This window comes from Enterococcus sp. ZQ21 (assembly GCF_030053755.1).
In the GTDB taxonomy this organism is placed as follows: Bacteria; Bacillota; Bacilli; order Lactobacillales; family Enterococcaceae; genus Enterococcus_B; species Enterococcus_B lactis.
On sequence record NZ_CP125658.1, the window covers coordinates 1,599,050 to 1,617,691 of the forward strand.

The 18,642-nt window shown below is 38.3% G+C and carries 17 protein-coding genes, 1 tRNA gene, 1 pseudogene and 1 riboswitch; of the genes and pseudogenes, 4 read left to right on the plus strand and 15 right to left on the minus strand.

The window, feature by feature from the left end; genetic code table 11:
- Positions 1 to 82: 82 nt before the first annotated feature.
- Both floT and QK255_RS07720 read right to left on the minus strand, forming a co-directional pair.
- Positions 83 to 1,582: a flotillin lipid rafts scaffold protein FloT gene (gene floT, locus QK255_RS07715; protein WP_002292923.1), complete on the minus strand. Its 1,500-nt coding sequence runs from the start codon at positions 1,580 to 1,582 to the stop codon at positions 83 to 85.
- Positions 1,583 to 1,597: 15 nt separating this feature from the next.
- On the minus strand, positions 1,598 to 2,122 hold the full coding sequence (locus QK255_RS07720) for an NfeD family protein (RefSeq protein ID WP_002292922.1): 525 nt from the start codon (positions 2,120 to 2,122) through the stop codon (positions 1,598 to 1,600).
- A gap of 175 nt (positions 2,123 to 2,297) precedes the next feature.
- On the opposite strand from QK255_RS07720, the gene QK255_RS13355 reads away from it, so the two are divergent.
- Complete coding sequence (locus QK255_RS13355) at positions 2,298 to 3,941, plus strand: ATP-binding protein (RefSeq protein WP_002329113.1); 1,644 nt, start codon at positions 2,298 to 2,300, stop codon at positions 3,939 to 3,941.
- The gene (locus tag QK255_RS07735) at positions 3,916 to 4,632 is read left to right on the plus strand and encodes a response regulator (RefSeq protein ID WP_002292916.1); all 717 of its coding nucleotides are present in this window, start codon (positions 3,916 to 3,918) and stop codon (positions 4,630 to 4,632) included. The genes QK255_RS13355 and QK255_RS07735 overlap by 26 nt, the downstream gene beginning before the upstream one ends.
- 197 nt (positions 4,633 to 4,829) lie before the next feature.
- Here the strand turns inward: QK255_RS07735 and QK255_RS07740 are convergent, their stop codons facing one another.
- The 7 genes from QK255_RS07740 to QK255_RS07770 form a co-directional block, all read right to left on the minus strand.
- On the minus strand, positions 4,830 to 6,047 hold the full coding sequence (locus QK255_RS07740) for an IS110 family RNA-guided transposase (protein WP_002329089.1): 1,218 nt from the start codon (positions 6,045 to 6,047) through the stop codon (positions 4,830 to 4,832).
- 421 nt (positions 6,048 to 6,468) lie between these two features.
- Positions 6,469 to 7,488, minus strand: a complete 1,020-nt coding sequence (locus QK255_RS07745) for a 2-hydroxyacid dehydrogenase (protein ID WP_002291563.1) — start codon at positions 7,486 to 7,488, stop codon at positions 6,469 to 6,471.
- A 21-nt stretch (positions 7,489 to 7,509) separates the two neighbouring features.
- A complete protein-coding gene (locus QK255_RS07750; protein ID WP_002291564.1) occupies positions 7,510 to 8,565 on the minus strand; it encodes an AEC family transporter in 1,056 nt (351 codons plus the stop codon).
- Positions 8,566 to 8,917: 352 nt separating this feature from the next.
- Positions 8,918 to 10,066 (minus strand): N-acetylglucosamine-6-phosphate deacetylase, encoded by a 1,149-nt coding sequence (gene nagA / locus QK255_RS07755; RefSeq protein WP_002292705.1) that lies wholly within the window; start codon positions 10,064 to 10,066, stop codon positions 8,918 to 8,920.
- A gap of 75 nt (positions 10,067 to 10,141) precedes the next feature.
- A complete protein-coding gene (locus QK255_RS07760; protein WP_002292704.1) occupies positions 10,142 to 10,978 on the minus strand; it encodes a helix-turn-helix domain-containing protein in 837 nt (278 codons plus the stop codon).
- 186 nt (positions 10,979 to 11,164) lie between these two features.
- The gene (locus tag QK255_RS07765; RefSeq protein WP_002303757.1) at positions 11,165 to 12,382 is read right to left on the minus strand and encodes a pyridoxal phosphate-dependent aminotransferase; all 1,218 of its coding nucleotides are present in this window, start codon (positions 12,380 to 12,382) and stop codon (positions 11,165 to 11,167) included.
- Positions 12,383 to 12,531: 149 nt separating this feature from the next.
- Positions 12,532 to 12,693 carry a hypothetical protein gene (locus tag QK255_RS07770; protein ID WP_002329112.1) on the minus strand — a complete coding sequence of 54 codons (162 nt, stop codon included), beginning with the start codon at positions 12,691 to 12,693 and terminating at the stop codon, positions 12,532 to 12,534.
- 74 nt (positions 12,694 to 12,767) lie between these two features.
- On the opposite strand from QK255_RS07770, the gene QK255_RS07775 reads away from it, so the two are divergent.
- Positions 12,768 to 12,850: transfer RNA gene (locus QK255_RS07775), tRNA-Leu, on the plus strand.
- 73 nt (positions 12,851 to 12,923) lie between these two features.
- Here QK255_RS07775 and QK255_RS07780 read toward each other — a convergent pair.
- Both QK255_RS07780 and QK255_RS07785 read right to left on the minus strand, forming a co-directional pair.
- Positions 12,924 to 13,196, minus strand: a complete 273-nt coding sequence (locus QK255_RS07780) for a hypothetical protein (RefSeq protein WP_002292700.1) — start codon at positions 13,194 to 13,196, stop codon at positions 12,924 to 12,926.
- A 210-nt stretch (positions 13,197 to 13,406) separates the two neighbouring features.
- Positions 13,407 to 14,100 (minus strand): annotated as a pseudogene (locus tag QK255_RS07785) (DNA-directed RNA polymerase subunit omega).
- A 394-nt stretch (positions 14,101 to 14,494) separates the two neighbouring features.
- Between QK255_RS07785 and apf the strand changes: the two are divergent.
- Positions 14,495 to 15,118, plus strand: coding sequence for an aggregation-promoting factor (apf, locus tag QK255_RS07790; RefSeq protein WP_002329110.1), 624 nt, complete (start codon positions 14,495 to 14,497; stop codon positions 15,116 to 15,118).
- Between the two features lie 83 nt (positions 15,119 to 15,201).
- Here apf and QK255_RS07795 read toward each other — a convergent pair whose 3' ends face one another.
- The 4 genes from QK255_RS07795 to QK255_RS07810 are packed head-to-tail and all read right to left on the minus strand — an operon-like array spanning position 15,202 to position 18,413.
- Positions 15,202 to 15,924 carry a TatD family hydrolase gene (locus tag QK255_RS07795; protein WP_002290261.1) on the minus strand — a complete coding sequence of 241 codons (723 nt, stop codon included), beginning with the start codon at positions 15,922 to 15,924 and terminating at the stop codon, positions 15,202 to 15,204.
- A gap of 1 nt (position 15,925) precedes the next feature.
- Positions 15,926 to 16,651, minus strand: coding sequence for an ABC transporter ATP-binding protein (locus tag QK255_RS07800; protein ID WP_002290260.1), 726 nt, complete (start codon positions 16,649 to 16,651; stop codon positions 15,926 to 15,928).
- 11 nt (positions 16,652 to 16,662) lie between these two features.
- Positions 16,663 to 17,655: an ABC transporter substrate-binding protein gene (locus QK255_RS07805; RefSeq protein WP_002329109.1), complete on the minus strand. Its 993-nt coding sequence runs from the start codon at positions 17,653 to 17,655 to the stop codon at positions 16,663 to 16,665.
- Positions 17,656 to 17,669: 14 nt separating this feature from the next.
- Complete coding sequence (locus tag QK255_RS07810; protein ID WP_002342227.1) at positions 17,670 to 18,413, minus strand: ABC transporter permease; 744 nt, start codon at positions 18,411 to 18,413, stop codon at positions 17,670 to 17,672.
- Between the two features lie 73 nt (positions 18,414 to 18,486).
- A riboswitch (TPP riboswitch) is annotated at positions 18,487 to 18,591 on the minus strand.
- Positions 18,592 to 18,642 lie beyond the last annotated feature (51 nt).

Sequence of the window (18,642 nt, forward strand, 5' to 3'; positions counted from 1 at the left end):
TCTTTTGAAATAACATAAAAAATGGAGAGAAGGACTTGAAAAGCCTTCCTCCATTTTTTATTGATCGGTGAAGTGTCCTACTTTATTCTTCCTTCATCGAGTGTTGTTCTGCCTCTTTTGGTGCTTCATACATATTTACTTGGCTAGTAGTCCCACGTGTCGACAAATTCTCTACGATTTCCTTCAAGTCAAGTCCTGTTGTCGCTTTTAATGTTTCTTGAGTAGTAGAAAGCAAGTTTGTGGCATAATTTGTCACTCGGTTCGCTCCACTGGTTTCTCCTGAGCTGCTTCCTGTATCGACAACAGAGATTTTTTCGATATTTCCTAGCGGCTGTGCTGCTTCGCGCATCAATTGCGGTAGCATATCGATAACCATACTCAAGACAGCTGCTTCGCCATATTCCTTGAAGGCATTGGCAATTTTTTGTTTTGCTTCGGCTTCTGCTTTTCCTTTTGCTAATGCTGCTTCTGCTTCTGCCTGTCCAGCTAACCTTGTCTTATTGGCTTCCGCTTCTGCTAGTGCTTCCACACGGAAACGTTCGGCTTCTGCTTCGGTCACTTCTTTGACTTTTTGAGCTTGTGCTTCTTGTTCTTTAGCGTAACGATCGGCATCTGCTTTTTTCTTCACTTCCGAATCGTATTGCTTTTCTCGACGTGTAATTTCTTTTTCTTCCAATTCGATTTGTTTTTGACGCTCTATGATTTTGATTTGCATTTCTTGCTCGATTACTTGTTGTTGCGCTCTGGCGCTTTCCAAGTTGTAGGCTTGGTCTGCTTTCGCTTTAGCAACATCTTGTTCTTGTTTGTAGGTTGCTAGTTTCAATTCTTTTTCTTTCAATGATTCGGCGATTTCTGTTTGTCGTTGTAATTCAGCTGCTTGTGATTCTTTTTCTGCTTGAGCTTTTTTGATACGCGTTTCTTTTAAAGCTTCTGCTTCTGCTATATCTGCATCTCTTTTGACTTGGGCGATTCTTGGTTTCCCTAAAGAGTCAAGATAACCATTTTTGTCTCTGACCTCTTTGATAGTGAAAGAAACAATGATTAATCCCATTTTTGCAAGGTCTACAGAAGCGACTTCTTGTACGCTTTGACTGAACTTATCACGATTTTGGTAGATTTCTTCTACAGTCATAGAACCTAGAATCGAACGTAAGTGACCTTCCAATACTTCTCTTGCTTCATTCTCCAATTCTTCTCTAGTCTTACCTAAAAACTGTTCTGCTGCTGTAGCAATCTCTTCTACAGAAGAACCAATTTTAATGATCGAAGTACCGTCACACATCACCGGTACGCCTTGTTCTGTATACACTTCTGGAGTAGAAACGTCCAATTTGCTAGATAATAGACTGATTCGATTCGAACGTTGGAAAACCGGTAAGACGAACGCTCCGCCTCCTCGCACGATTTTGATTTTGTTGTCACTTTCATCTTTGTGTACATTTTTGCTTCCTAAATAACTTCCACTGATGATCAACGCTTCATCTGGTTTTGCTGTTTGGTACTTCGCTACAAAGACGATCAGTAGCATCAGCAAAATCAACGCTGCGATTGCGATCGCGATAAAAACAACTGGTATTCCCATTTAACACACGCTCCTTTAAGCTTTTATCATGCTTTCATAAGGCATGACATAACAGATTCTTTCCTTGATCTCAATGATCAATACTTTCGTTCCCCGCTCCGCTATCTGTTCTTGGGGGCTGTAGAAACAAGCAGGACGACTAATGGAACCGGTAACACTTTTTAATTGGATTTCTCCCATGCCCCGTACAGGGATTGGTGTGATCACAACAGCTACTTGCCCTTCCAAAGTCTTTTCAGAAGACGACATCGTTGATTCGGCATGTTTCATCGGCATCAATAGATAGAAATTAAGCAAAAATACCAAAACTGTCGATATGGCTCCACTGGCAATAAATAAAAATAAAGAGGATTGATCCGTTAGACGCTCACCAAGAAAACCAAACAAACTTGTAAAAGTTAGCCAAGGGATAATAAGCATTGGATCAAGTGGGCCATCAAAGTCGAAGACATCTCCAAAAATAATCAAAAGAACTGCCAACCCCGCACAAATCAGCAATGTATACCAATAAATCGTCTCAAGTGCGATTCCCCCTATCATATACACGCCTCCTTCCATTTCTACGTCTATCATACCAATGTTTGAAAATTCTGTATAGCTTCTTTCACCGATTCAAAGGTATTTATTCATAGAAAGCTTCTATTTATCAATGCCAATTTGTTAATTTTCATTTTTCATGTTAAAATTTTCACAATAAATTCTTTCGAGGTAGCCTATGTTTCCTTTCCTTAAGAAAAAACCATTAAAGCTCCAAAATACGATCATTCTTGTCGTTTGTTTCTCCACATTCGTTTCTTTGATTGTTTCTGCCATATTGATTAGGAATTTTATTCTTTCGATGAACCGATCTAGTGTGTCAGATAGAATCTCTAGCATCGCTAAAATCGTTGCCAGCGATAAACTCATCCAAAAAAAGCTTCAGACTGGTGATCCGACACATGTGATTCAAGGAATCACGAATGAAATCATGGTGGCATCGAATTTAGATTTTATTGTTGTCATGGACCCTGAAGGCATTCGATATTCTCACGCAGACCCAAGTTACATCGGCCTTCCTTTCTCAAGTCATGAAGATGTGAAAAAAGTGATTGGAGGACAAGAATTTTTCTCTGAAAAAGAAGGAATGTTAGGGTTCGGCTTCCGCTATTTCGTCCCTATTTATTATGATCAAGAGATTATTGGTGCAGTTTGTGTTGGCTTGACGAACAACACGATCGACAATCAGGTCAAAGATGGACAAAAAATGATTGTTTTTTCATTGATCATCGGACTTAGCGTAGGCATCATAGGCGCCGTTTTTCTTGCCCAAAAAATGAAAAAAGTACTGCTTGGACTTGAACCACAAGAAATAGCGGAACAGTTAAGTGAAAAAACGATTATCGAAAATGAAGTAGATGAAGGAATATTGGCCATCTCTTCTGATAAAACTATCCTCTTGATCAATACACCTGCAAAAAATATTTTCTATCAAACAAAACGGCTGTCGGATTTCGAAGTAGGAAAAAAAATCAGCGATAATCTATATGACGTATTGTTTAAAGAGACAATCGAGCACCAAACGACTGTTCGGACTCAATCCATGTATTTAAATGGGATAGAAACTATTTCTAGCGTTACACCTCTTTTTAGCAATGACCGTTTTTTAGGAGCAGTCGCAACTTTACGAAATCGATCAGAAGTAATGAAATTAATGGAGGAGCTCGGGGGGACGAAACAATATATAAACTCTATGAGAGCTCAAACTCATGAATTTATGAATAAACTTCACGTCATTTCTGGCTTGATTGACTTGAAGAAATATGAAGAAGTCACCCATTTTATCCAACAGCTAAATCAAAATTATAAAAAAGAGATTGGTCAAGTCTCAAATCTGATCAAAGTCCCTGCGATTGCCGGTTTTTTATTAGGAAAAATAAACGAAGCCAAAGAACAATCTGTTGAAATGTTGTTAGAAAGCGATTCTTTTATCCCTAAAATGGAGATGGACGACTCCATCCATTCACTTTTGCAAGTGTTAGGGAACTTACTTGATAATGCTAAAGAAGCCGTACTTCAAATGCCTGAAAGAAACGGACAGGTTCGGCTCCATTTAAACTATGACACAGAAGCGGAAGTATTCATCGTGACCGTCTGCGATGACGGTGTCGGAATATCAGAAGAAATCTCAGAAAAAATATTTACGCTAGGTTTTTCGACGAAAGGAATCAATCGTGGATATGGGTTGAATATCATCCATTCAATTGTCAAACGTCACGGTGGGATCTTAGAATTTTCCAAACAAGCAAATGGCGGTACAATCGTCTATCTAGAATTACCAAAAAAGGAAGATCAAAATGATGACAAATGTCCTAATAATTGAAGATGATCCAATGGTTGCAGAATTGAATCGTACGTTTGTGGAAAGTATACCTAATATGAACGTAATCGAAAGTTTCAGAAATGTAGAAGAAGGAAAAAAATATTTCAGACAAAAAAACGCAGATCTGCTGTTGCTTGATGTATATATGCCTGGCGAAAGTGGTATCCATTTTTTATCTTGGCTGAGACAGCAAGGAAACGATATCCCAGTGATCTTGATAACCGCTGCAGATGATATCGAAACCATAAAAAATGTGATCCGATATGGTGCCTTAGATTATTTGATCAAACCCTTCACTTTGCAACGTTTCCAGTTGGCGATTGAAAAATACCTTGCTTTCTTCCAGACGATCCAAACGACTGAAAAAGCAGACCAGAAATTGATCGATCAAGTATTCAACCATACCACTCCCATTCACGAAACACCTTCATTCATTGATTTGCCTAAAGGTCTGTCAAAACTGACTTTAAAAAAAATCAGTGCATCTATCCTAAAAGAAGAGACTATTTTTTCAACAAAAGAACTGGCTCAAAAAAGTGCACTTTCACGTATCTCCGTCAAGAAATATTTAAATTTTTTGGTGGAACAAGATATACTGAATGAAAGAATCAGATATTTGGAGATTGGCCGACCACTAACCTGTTATGAATTGACAAAGAATGGGCGGAAAAAACTCACGGATTATTGTTGAGTCGTCGAGTTATCTAATACTAAATAAAGGCTGTGAAAAAAGTCTTGTCACAGCCTTTTCCTACGATTAGTCAAGTAAAAGGTGTAAGAAAAATAGCTCATAAACGAAAGCGACAAAATCAAGGCACACCAAATAAAGCCTCGTTCGTAAAAAATTTTCGATCTGGGCAAAGAAGTGGTATACTGTAAGTGGTTTAGTTAATGGTCCACTGAGACCGCGTACGCATAGTCGTACTCTGTATGTGCCCTAACCATAGCGTGCATACATTTCAGAAGCTTGTTCATACAAGCAACTGTGGCAACCTTATCTTTCTTAGGGATAGGTTGCTTTTTTAATTTGTAGTAATAATCGACAATATGATTAGGAGCTGCGCGTTGCTGGCGAATCATATTTCGAATGGTGAAGAAAATAATTTTCCGTGCTTTGGGATTACCACGCTTATTGATGCGGTCTTGGCCAGTATACTTACCTGATTGATACCGTCGGATGTCAATTCCGACAAAGGCATTCAATTGTTTATGGGTTTTAAATCGTGTGATATCTCCTAATTCACCGAGCAATAAAGCGGCTGTGAGTGCGCCGATCCCAGGGAACGTTTGGTACAACAAAAAGCAAGGAGAGCCTTCGGCTTTTTTGATCATTTGTGTCGCCAGTGCTTCTTTTTGTTCGAGTAAATCTTGGAGAAGTTCGGCGTAATAAATCGTTTTTTGACAGTGGATACTGTCTTTTTCAACAGCTGGGTAGGCACACTGTGCATAGTGGATGATTTGATCTGCCTTTTGCTCGGCACGATTCGCGGAGATTTTTTTCCGTGTTTCGTTGATTAGTTTATTTTTTATTTTTGTCCGAGTAGATGCCAATACAAAATCTGGATGGGGAAAAAGACGGATCAATGTCAATGCGTAAGGGGTCAGCCTGTTTGAAAAGAACTGTTCAAGCTCTGGAAAAGTCAACTGAAGGCAGTTGTGTAAATCCATGCGCAGACGAGTGATTTTCTTCTCAATCTCTTGATAAAAACGGGCTAAATCGCGCATCTCTAAGTAAAAATTGCTTTGTACTTCTTTTGGCTGACGTTGATTTTTAAGATGAGTCTGTGCGAGCCGGTGGGCATCCGATTTATCTGTTTTCCAACTGCGTAAGGTGCTTTCTTCCATCTGTTTTTTCGCTTCTAACGGGTTTAACAAACAGTAAGAAAAGTGATGATCTTGAAAGAACTTTTCGACTGGTCTGGAATAAATCCCCGTTGCTTCAAAAACAATCAATGGACGTTCAGGCAAGTGCTGGATCTCTTCGAGTAATGCATGAAATCCTCTTTGAGTGTGTTCGATCTCGTCTTCAAATAAGCAGGTGTCGTCTTTGTATAGGACACTGTAGCTGTGTCCCATTGAAACATCTAATGCAAGAATGTAAGGCATTTGTATTCCTCCTTTTTAAGTTTTGAAAGAACTTTACTGCTTCATTTCGATTCCAATTTCCTATACACGGGCTCATGGCCCCAACATACGTAAACCTGATTCTAAAATGACAGTAAAGAAGTTCGGTTTTTGATAGGGACTCGTAGTCCTCAAGGCTTTGTTCGAACTTTCTTTCACTCTTCACTATAATCTAAAAATAGAAAATAGAGGAGAACATCATTCGTCAATGATGTTCCCCTCTAATCTTAGTATGTTTTTCCGAATAAATGGTGTTCCAGAAGTAGCTTCTTCGAAAAATAAGCCGAAATTTCACAAAAATTTGAGAAGCAATTTTCGTCAATTCCTTCTTGTTTCTTGAAGCTGACCACTTCTGTCACAACCTCTATTTTTAAACATATTAGTGGTGCGTGCCCATGTTTCCTTATTTTAATTGACGCGCTTTAGGAAGAGATACCTCATTTTTCGTTTTTCCAGTTTCTATTATTTCGCGGAAGTTCTCGAAGCTTGTCGAAATCATATTTGACAATGCCTCATCTGTATTTGAACCTACATGAGGGGTTATAAGAACTCTAGGGTACAATTCTACTAGTTGCTGGATAGCAGGATCTGGAATCATCTCCCATGGCTTGAAAGATCGGAAAAAGACATCTGTTTCATTTGCAAAAACATCGGTTGCAAAACCAGCTAAATGTTCACTTTTCAAAGCTCTTAAAATAGCTTCATTATCTTGAAGCTCTCCACGAGCTGTATTGATCAAGATACTGCCTCTTTTCATTTGAGCCAAAAATCCTTCATTGATCATTTGATCGTTTTCACCTGGGATGTGAGGTACATGGATACTGACGATATCGCTTTTTGCTAACAATTCTTCGAGTGAGTGAAACGTCAATACTTTTTTAGCAGCTTCTGTCTGATGGATATCATAGCCGATCACTTTGGCTCCTAGCCCCTTAAACAAAACTGCTTCCGTCAATCCTATTCTGCCTGTTCCTATGATACCTACTGTGCAATTTCTGATTTCACGGCTAAACATTTGTTCATCCACTCGAAAATCTTTGAAAGATGTTCGGATCGTCGTATACGCTGTATTTCTCAAAAGCATCATGGCAAAAGTCAAAGATAATTCTGCTATAGCATTTGGCGAATATGATGGGACACGGGCTACTGTCATACCAAAATCAGCTGCCGCTTGTAGATTGATATGATTGACTCCCACAGTTCGGGTAAAAACATAGCGGATCCCATATTTCTGCATTTTTGCAAGATTGATCTCATCTGCTATACAATTTCCTCTCAGCAGTACAGCATCATGGGCCATAGCTGATTCAATATTGTCATGCGTCAGTAGTTCTTCATAAAGACTCAGTTCATAATGGTAAATATTCAATTGCTCAAAAAAATCGATCTCATTCGGACGAACACCATAACATGCGATTCTCATACTTTCCTCCTCCATTTCCTATCAAAACAAACCTATGCCGTGAATCATTTGCAATACAACGATCCATACAGGTGTCAGTACTACAGCAAAAATAGTTGACAGTAAGGATGCATTAGAGGCTAAAAGTGCCTCCCTATCAAAACTGATAGCATAGGCTGCTGCCACAGTTGCGGCTGGTGTAGCCATCATGATAACAATCGTTGCCAGTGCTTCAAAATTGACCGGTAGAATATTTGTTGCCGTCAAAACTGCTAAAATCACGATATTCAATGCAGGTACAAATACCACTTTGACTAAACTGTAATACCATGATGTTTTTTCAGAAGCAGCTTTTTTGAAACTTACTTCACCTAATGTTGCGCCGATTGCTAGCCATGCCAATGGCGAACTTAAACCAGCTAAATAATCCATTGGCTGAAATAGCCAAGGTGCTGTCTGGTCAATTCGCAAAAACGCTACTTGGCTTATCTCTCCTTCTGCACCTGTAATTGACACTTGTGGAAGATATCCTTGGAACAGCCAAATGAAAAGGCCGGCAAAAGTAGCGATGATGATTGGATTAACGAACATCGCTTTGATATTTTTGGCTTCCATCTTCAAGCCACTCATTTTTATGTATCCATAAGAATACAAAAAGATCCGATAACCAATGTTGAAAATCGAGGAATACATCACGCCGACCGGTCCATAAATCGCACTGACAATCGGTGTCCCGAAAAAGGTCGTAGAACCAAAGATTGTCAGGACACGCAACGTTGATTGCTTATCCCCTTTATAACTTAAGAAAAATGGCCTTGAAACTAGAATAAGAATAATATAAATCACTAACCCCCAAATCAAGACATTGATTCCTTGCATCAATAGTTCTGTATTGATATCTTGCATGAAAGCTCGAAATGCAAGTGCTGGCAGAGCCGCTGTTAAGACAACTTTCGATAGGATTTTTCCAACAGATTCAGAAAAAATTTCCTTTTTTCTACAAATAAACCCTAATAATATAATAAAAACTGTTGAAGTGATTGCACTAACAATCGACATATCTGTCAAAGTCGATCGGAAAATATCAAATAAATTCATCTTTTCCCTCCTATTAATGTTCATTTATTCACAATTCAAAATGCTTTTATTTAGCTAATACGTATTAACATTTTTTATTTTATCTTTATATTGTTAACTATTGAACAATAAGGAATTAAAGAAACTTTTGAAACTTATGTAAAGTGATATTCGTTAGAACACAAAAAGGAGCGTGGGACAAAAGTAAAGAACACTTTTGTCTCACGCTCTAAACACGTATAAACGGCGGAAGCAGAAGCAACTCCTTCGGAAATAAGCTGAAATTCACAAAAATTTGAAAAGCAATTTTCGTGAATTTCTTCTTATTTCTTGGAGTTAAACGCTTCTGTCCCAGCCTCTATCTTAGATTATATTATGCGTGGAAACGTTCCACACCATCTAGATAAGTTGCTTCCAATGTCATATCAGGGTTCAATACGATAAAGTCTGCGTCGCGTCCTTGAGCGATTTTTCCACATGTGTCATCGATTTTACAACTGATTGCTGGAATCAGACTAGCCATCATGACTGCTTGTTCTGGTGTTGCTAGTCCCCAATCCACGACATTCTTAATTGCTTCTTTCAATTTCAAGATGCTTCCAGCTAAGTTGCCAGATTCCAAACGTGCCGTTCCTTCTTTTACTACTACCGGAAATTCACCTAAATTGTAATTTCCATCAGGCATCCCACCGGCCATCATACAGTCTGTAATCAAAGCGACATGCTCATGTCCTGCTTTTTCCATTAGGATTCCTGCCGCATTTGGATGTACATGATGTCCGTCACAAATCAATTCAGAAAAGACATGTTCTAAAGATAATAACGCACCTACCATACCTGGTTCGCGATGATTCAATCCGCGCATCCCATTGAAAGCATGGACAAACACGCTGGCGCCTGCTTCAACAGCTTTTTGCGCTTCTTCTAGCGTAGCGTTACTGTGCCCTAGAGAAACAACTACTCCTTCTTCAGTCACTTGTTTGACAAACTCTTCTACACCTTGACGTTCCGGTGCTAAAGCAATTTTTTTGATCAAACCGCCTGAAGCTTCTTGCCATTCATGGAAAGTATCCAAATCAGGATCACCGAAATAACTTGGGTTTTGTGCCCCTTTGTGTTCTTCTGTGAAGAAAGGACCTTCAAAATAGATTCCTTTGATTTTAGCTCCTGGTGCTTCTTGATACATTTTGCCGATTGTCTCAGCTACATCTTTTAAACGTTCTTTGCTTGACGTCAATGTTGTTGGTAAAAATGAAGTCACTCCACAAGATAATAGACCTTCAGACATCACTTTGATACCTTCTGCATCGTTGTCCATTACATCATGATTCATATAGCCGTGAATATGTGTATCTACCAAACCAGGAGCAATCCATTTGCCGCTTTGGTCAATGATGTTGACTTCTCCCTCAGGTAGTTCTTTGGTGTATTCACCAAAAAGCCCATCGGTAATTTCAAGATAGCCTGCATTTTTGACGCCTGACGCTAAAAAGAATTTGTCAGCATAGATAAAAGTTCTCATTCTATTCTCTCCCTTTGTTTTTCTACCTCTAAAGTACTCTTATTTAGAGAAGAAGTCAAGAATGGTCTACACCATTTATAGATTTTTTGAAATTTGTTTCACAGCTTGTGCCAATCCTTCATAAAATGCTGCTCTTTCTGGTTCTTCTTTACGCTTGTATATCAAGCTCTTAAGCACAAATAAATCATTGAGATAATAGTAACTATTTTTCTCTTGAGCCCAATAGATTCCTTGGTTCACCTGCTCTAGTGCTTCGTCAATTTCATTTTGATGGAATAAGAAATTTCCATAATTATAAAAAATTTGCGAAAATTCACTTTTTGATCGTTCATCAGCTGATTGATGCAGCAGTTGGATGCTTCGACTCAAATAGTAGCGGGCTTCAGCAGTTTTTCCTGCCACACCATATATTTTTCCGATACAACTAATCAGTTGTATTTCTGTGTCAGAGACATGGATTCTTTCTTTTTGGCTAGAGTAGCTTAATGCTTCTTTTAAATAATAAAGAGACTGAGAAATATTTTGACGCAACGTGAATTCACAAACACCGAGATAATAATAATATCGTTGAAAGTCAGTTGCTTGATACAGATTCTCAGAAATATCAGAAGATTTTAGTACTTGTTCTAACTTGCGATAATCACGTTTTTGGAAACAACTATCCAACAGTTCAAATAATTTATCGTTTGTCCGAGTAGTTTTTCGAGAGAGATTCATCACATGATCAATCGTTACTCCTAGCCGTTGACAAATCTGCATCATCACCAATACATTCGGCAGTTCCTCATTATTTTCGATCCGGCTTAGTACACTTTGTGAACAAATATCTTGCGAAAGCATCTTTTGCGTCATTTTTTGTTCTTTTCGAATCTCTTTAATGATTGTGCCAAAGGACTCGATTAACGTTTCCATAAGTATCCTCCCCAAAATATGCGTATTCGCATTCTATCCGTATTTTACTTTAGGAAGTCGCAAACTTCAAGAAAAGACTTGCAACTAAATAATATGACTTTAGTTATTTAAGAGATCTCCATTAGAAAGAGAGCCTCAGTATATTTGTCTGTGGCTCTCTTGCTGGAAAATTTGCTTTTTTTTAAGTCACTTTTGTCGATATGTCGCTAAAAATTCTCTCATTTTCTTAGCTGTTTGTTTCAAATCATCCATTTTAGGAAGATAGACGATCCGAAAATGATCTGGTTGGTTCCAATTGAATCCGCCACCGTGTACGAGCAGAATATGATGTTCATGTAAAAAGTCCAAGACGAATTTTTCATCATCCAAAATATTGAATCGTTTTGTATCGATTTTAGGGAATATATAAAAAGCAGCTTTTGGTTTTACAGCTGAAAGACCAGGAATATCATTGATTGCATTATAGATATATTCTCTTTGCTCATAGATCCTTCCGCCTGGCAGGAGCAGCTCATCAACACTTTGATAACCGCCCAGCGCCGTTTGGATGATTTGCTGAGACAAGACGTTAGAACACAAACGCATGGAAGACAACATATTCAGCCCTTCTATATAGCCTTTGACGTGTGATTTATCTCCGCTTAGGACCATCCAGCCGACTCGAAAGCCTGCCACACGATGAGACTTGGATAGACCGTTCAGCGTAACAACGAACAAATCAGGCGCTAATGTAGCAATCGGAATATGTTCTAGGCCATCCATCACTAAGCGGTCATAGATTTCATCAGAATAAATAATCAGGTTGTTTTGTCGGGCTACTTCAACAATTTCTTCTAACAATTCTTTTGGATAAAGTGCCCCAGTAGGATTATTAGGATTGATGATGACGATCGCTTTTGTCCGACTCGTTATTTTTGATTTGATATCATCAATATCAGGATACCATTCTGCCTCTTCATCGCAAATATAATGAACAGGTGTACCTCCAGCTAAAGCAATCGAGGCAGTCCACAACGGATAGTCCGGCATTGGAACCAGTACTTCATCTCCATTGTCTAGCAACCCTTGCATACACATCGTGATCAGTTCGCTGACTCCGTTTCCGGTATAGATATCATTGATCGTCACATTCGGAAAATGTTTCAGTTGACAATATTGCTCAATTGCTTTTCTAGCAGAAAAAATTCCCTTGGAGTCTGAGTAGCCTTCTGAATCACGGGCATTCATGATCAAATCACGAATGACTTCGTTTGGTGCCTCGAATCCAAAAGGTGCGGGATTTCCTGTATTCAATTTTAAAATACTGATGCCCTCTTCTTGCATCCGCTCTGCTTCTTCTAGAACCGGACCGCGAACGTCGTAACTAACACCTTCTAATTTGTTGGATTTTTCAAATTCTCTCATCACTTAGCCAATCCCTCATTTCAAAAAGTTAGAACTTTCCAAATTTTTTGTTATTTACTATTTCAATATCATACTCCATCCTAGAAAAATTTGCCACTTATTTAGGAAAAACATAAGTATCGAAAAAAATGCTGAGAAGCGCTGAGAACTTACTGGTCATGATAGTCATTCCATAGATTTGCTGCCCAATCCATTGCAATCCCACAAATAATTCCCAGCATCAACCCAAATATAAAACGACCAAATGCAAGGCCAATCAATATGCCTAGGATCATCCCCAGTCCTGAAAATTCTCCGTCATATTTCTCCATCTTCATAAGACCTCCCACTTTTTGAGCTTGACAACTATGTAAAACCTCGCTATCATTATTGTGTTATTATTTATGCAGACGTGATGGAACGGCAGACATGCAAGATTGAGGGTCTTGTGAGCGTACGCTCGTGTGGGTTCAAATCCCATCGTCTGCATTTTTCTTTCAAAACAAGCGGCTAGGACATTTTTGTCTCAGCCGCTTTTCTTTTTCTCGTTCATTCTTTCATCTTATTGGACCTTTTTTCTTGGGTATAGACTTTTCTCATATTCTACCACAATTTTTGGTTTTCCTAACACATGATAAGATCTCACCACGAATTGTTTTCTATTATTGTAATATCCTGTAACAACTAGTTTCATCCCTTCGTCTACTTCAGCTAGGAAGTTCAAACTATGGGAAGCAATCAGACAATTGACCTCATTTAAGCTAAAACGAATCAGTGGTCTGGCGCTGACCTGCAACGTACGAATCTTATCTACTGTTCCATATTTTATCTCCATTGCCTTCACCTCATTACTATTATACGAACATACATTCCCTTTTGTAAAGAAGAAACACTTTTTATCTTGTGATTTTTTTGTCCAGCTATTTTTCTTAACGAACATATAACTCTTCTTGCGACGATGAAGGACTACTTATTAACAAAAAAGCGGCAACAGCATAAATTGCTGTCGCCGCATTGCTGATCAAGGGTTACTTATCATAAAAGATTATTTACTCAAATGTTCTTCAACGATTTGTTGAGATTTATCAGCTGTATCTTCCACTTCGCCTTTTGCTTTTTCTAACTTTTGAATATATTGTTTCAAACTTGTGTTTTCAGCAGTTGCTTCGTCTAATTTTTTTTGTGTATCTGCTAACTGAGTTTCTAAATTTGCTTTTTCTTGTGTCAGTGTTGCGATTTGTTGGTTCAAACCATTTACAGTATTTTGTAATTCTGAAAGTTTTGCTTGTGCTTCTTGTAGTCTTGCAGTCCAATCTGCATTCAAACGATTGATTTCATCATTTTTTTGGTTGATTTCGTCTAGTTTCGCAATTGATTTCATTTTGTTTGCTTTGTAGTTGTGCATCCTTGCTGACTAATTGACTTTCTAAGTTTTGTTTTTCTGCTGCCGATTGATTTTTTTGGTTTTCTAATTCATTTACTTTTGCTTGGTATTCTTGGACATCTGCCTTTGAATCTTGCAATGTCTGTTCTTTTTGTGCTAGTTGTGCGGTAAGATCTGTAATCTTTTGCTCTTTATCTGTCAACGTATGGTCAAGCTGTGTCAGATTCTCATTGATTGTATCGATATCTGTCTCTCCACCCCACAAAATAATTTCATTTGCGTAACGCGTGCCTGTGTAGCCAATTAGACATAGAAATGCAACCACAATCCCACCAGCAATAATTTTCTTTTTCATTATGTAGCTCCTTCATTTAATATTTTTACTCACTAAAAGTAAGTGATTTCACATGCAATGTCAAGCACTTTTAAATTACAATTGTATTTTTAATAGAAACGCTATTAAATTCTCATTTAATCTTCCTTTTTTATGTATCTGCAAAAACTTTTCATAGAGAAAAATGTACCTTAACACTTTCTTAAATATAGATGTATAGTAAAAATAAATGAAAAAAACTAGTTTTTCTTAAACGTAATCCTTTTCATTTCATAAATTACTGTGTTTATTACAAAAAACGTGGATTTGTCATAAATTGTCATGCTTCTTTTACCTATGAAATATTTTCACGTGTTAAAGTATTCCTCGTTGAACACAACAAATAAAACTTTTTAACGAATAAAGGAGATTTTTCATGACATCACTTAAAACTTTACTTTTTGGAACAACTTTGGCTGCCGGTGCTGCATTCTTCATGGGAACGACTGCTCATGCGGACGAAGCTTATACCGTTCAATCAGGTGATACTCTATCAACGATTTCTCAAAAATACGTTGGTGACAACTCCTTGATCAATGCCATTGCAGAATCAAATTCAATTTCTGACATTAACCTGATCTACTCAGGACAACAATTAACGATTCCAACAGAAGGCTCTGCACAAGCAGCTGCTGAACCTCAAGCAACCGTTCAAGAAGCTCCCGTCCAAGCTGAACAACCTGTTGTACAAGAAACGGTTCAAACAGAAACACAAGCAGCCCCTGTTGCTGAAACACAATCTGCTCCTGCTGCAACAGAAACAACAACAACGGCAACAAGCACGAATGCTGCAAAAGAATGGATCGCACAAAAAGAATCAAGCGGTTCTTACACAGCAACGAACGGACGTTACATCGGACGTTACCAATTAGATTCTTCTTACTTGAATGGTGATTACTCTGCTGCGAACCAAGAAAAAGTAGCAGAACAATATGTTGCTTCACGTTATGGTTCTTGGGAAGCTGCGAAAGCATTTTGGGAAGCAAACGGTTGGTACTAAGATTCATTTATTAATCGAACGGTTTACTTTTATCCAAAGAAAGCCAAAAAGAGGTGCGACACTAGTTGTGTCACACCTCTTTTTTATTTACCTAATCTAATGAAACGTTCCAAGTTTTGATAAGTATTTTTCTTAACTTCTTCAACTGATAGCTCTTTGATTTCAGCGATTGTCTTTAACTGTTCTTCAAGCAGTAAGACATAATCTTTTTCTGAAAAACTATCACCTAATGCCCATTCTGCTGCATGTAGTCCATCCGTTTCAATAAGTAAGTGGTCGATTGGGACTGTTTTAGCTAGTTGCCAGACTGCTGGGTTCTTTTTCAAATCAAGACCAATGCTGAAATAACAGCCTAAATCAATATAGTCTTGTTGATAGTCCAAAGAAGAATACCAATGAATCAAATAGTGATTAGGGTAAGCTTGGATATAGCTTAAGATCTCTTTTTCGCATCCTTTTGTATGCAGTACAACAGGTTTCTTATTTATGGCTGCAAAAGCAAGCTGTTGCTCAAACACTCTTTTTTGTGTAGACAGCGGCACATTCGTCCAGATATTGTCTAACCCTATTTCACCGATGATCCTTGCTTTTTTCAAAAAAAGCTCAACTTGTGCAAACGTATAGCTATCCGCTTTCCAAGGGTGGATACCGTAACTTAAGACTTGATTCTTGCTTGTTGCAAGCCGTCTGTTTTTCTCCCATTCTTCTGGCGAATCACAATTAATGATCGTCAAAATCGTGTGTTCCTGCTGAAGGAGTGCTAAACTCTGACTCCCATCTAAATGGCAATGAGCATCACTTAACACCTCATTCACCTGCCAATAACTGATAAATCGTTTGCTTCAACTCTGATTGCTGCAGTAGCCATTCACGTGACCGTCGTTTTTCAGGCACTTGAATCTCAGCAATCACATGTGCCGGACGGGCGGAAAACACAAGAATCCTGTCTGATAAATAAATTGCTTCTTCAATATCATGTGTCACGAGCAAAGTAGTCCGCTTTGCTTTTTTAGGCAGTTTCAGCATCCAGTCTTGCATCTGCCCTCTGGTCATAGCATCTAACGCTCCAAATGGTTCATCAAGAAGCAAGTAAGAAGAAGGATTCATGATTGTTCGTAACAAGGCCGTTCGCTGCTTCATCCCGCCAGATAATTGTTCCGGCAAAAAATGTTCATAGCCGTTTAATCCAAAGATATCCAGATAATCCCTTACTTGTTCTTCATCAATTGCTAGATGATTGATTTTTTGATATAACGTAACGTTTTGATAGACGCTCAGCCAAGGAAGTAACATATCTTCTTGCGGCATATAACTAAATGCTGTATGGAGACCAGTTACTTTTTGATCATCTACTTTGATCGTTCCAGAAGTCATAGGCTGGACTCCTGTTAAAGTTTTCAGTAATGTTGACTTACCGGCTCCGCTTGGCGCGACAATCGATGTAAAAGTATCTTTAGGGATAGTGAAATGGATGTCTTCTAATATTTTCAGGTTTTCAATAACTACATTCAAGTGGCTGATTTGGATTGACACATCTATCACTCCTATTTTATAAACTGATTAGTGAATAGTTCTTTCGAAGGTACATCTTGTTTGATCAATCCGTTTTCCTGCATAAAAGCTGTATAATTGCGCCAAACTTTTTCTTCCATCAATCCCCAATTCTCAGGATCATCCGTATAATTTTTTGATAAGAATGCTTGTGATTCTTCTAAAAACGTCCGATCATTTCCTTTTGCATATTTTTGCAACAGTTTAGCACTGTCATTTGGATCCTTAATAGCTTCCTGATAGCCTTTTTTCGTGGCATCCATAAAAGACTGTACCAATCCTGGATCATTTTTGATCAGTTGATCATTCGTAATAATTACCGGAGTATAGTAATCTAACCGTTCATCTAATTCTTTCAATGGGATATAGTTTAGTTCAATACCGGCTTCTTTTGCTTTGATCATATCCCAACCTTCAAAGTACCATTGGATATCTGAGGATTTTCCTAAGCTTTCTGGCCCTTCTCCATTGCTTCCTACCATTGTCAGTTTTGAAAAGTCACCGCCGTCTTTTTCCATCACAGCTTTTAAGACAGCTTCTTCACTTGGACTTTGCCAACCTGCATATGTTTTTCCTTCAAAATCTTTTGGTGAATGGATGTTACTGTCTGATAGGGTGGCGAATCCAGAAGTATTATGTTTGATCACTGTAGCAATTGCTTTGACTGGTATATTCTGTCCATCTGCGTGAGCATAAGTGACATCTTCTTGATAACTTACACCAAATTGTGCTTTGTCCGCACCTACTAGACCAATACTTGTCGAATTATCTCCTGGTTCGATGATTTGGACATCTAAACCAGCCTCTTTATAATAGCCTTTTTCTTTTGCTAGGTAGATGCCAGTATGATTAGTATTCGGTACATAATCCAAAACAAGTGTCACTTTTTTCAAATCCTTCGTTTCTTGTTTGCTACTTGTTTCCTTTGCAGTGCCACAAGCGGATAAAAGCAACAGTAGCGGTAATAAAAGCCATAATTTTTTCATTTGATCCCCTTCTCTTAAAAAATATAAAGCATACGATAATACCCTTTTTTCAATAATGAACAAGCGCCATTCAGCAATAAACTCAATAGAATGACACAAATGATCGCAGCAAAAACTTTATCGATCTGGTAGCTGTTTTTTACGCGTATCATATAATACCCTAAGCCTGCTTGAGCGCTTAGCCATTCTCCAACGACTGCTCCGCTGACACAATAAGTAGCGGCCACTTTTAAACCGGAAAAGAATCCGGCTAAACCCGCTGGTATTTTATATATTCGATAAATCTTCCCTGTATCTGCTCCCATCGTTTTCAAAAAGATGATTTGCTCCTTCGATACTTTCCTCAATGTATCCGAAAAAGAAACTACGATCGGAAAATAGCTTATCAAGACAACAAGGATCACTTTTGGAAGCATACCGAAACCAAACCATAGGGTCAGTAATGGCCCTAACACCATGATTGGCAACATTTGAGAAATCACTAGTAATGGATAAAAAGACATTTCTAAGAACTTCCAATAATCCATTGCCAAAGCAGTAATAAAAGAAAGAACGCTAGCTATTGCCAAACCAATCACTGCTTCATTTAATGTTGTGACAGAATGGGAAAGTAATACGTGTGCATCTGCTGTTAACGCAGAAAATACAGCAGCAGGTCCGGGTAAAATAAAAGCGGGTATTTTCCAAACTAAGACAACGATCTGCCAAATAATTAAAATGAATGCCATACTGACTGCTGGATAAAGATTTTTCTTCATTTTGACGCCTCCTTTCTTCTAATATGGATAACAAAAAACGCTTGAAATGGGCACGACATAGTAACCCGCTTCAAGCGTCTGCTATGTTTCTCCCTTCACCAGTATTAACTGACAGGTTCAATGGGTCTAAGTTCACAACTTACTCTCATGTCGTCTACGACATCCCCAGAAACAGGTATTCATTTTTTAAAGTGTAGCACAAGAAGGAAAAAGCAACAAGCGCTTTAGT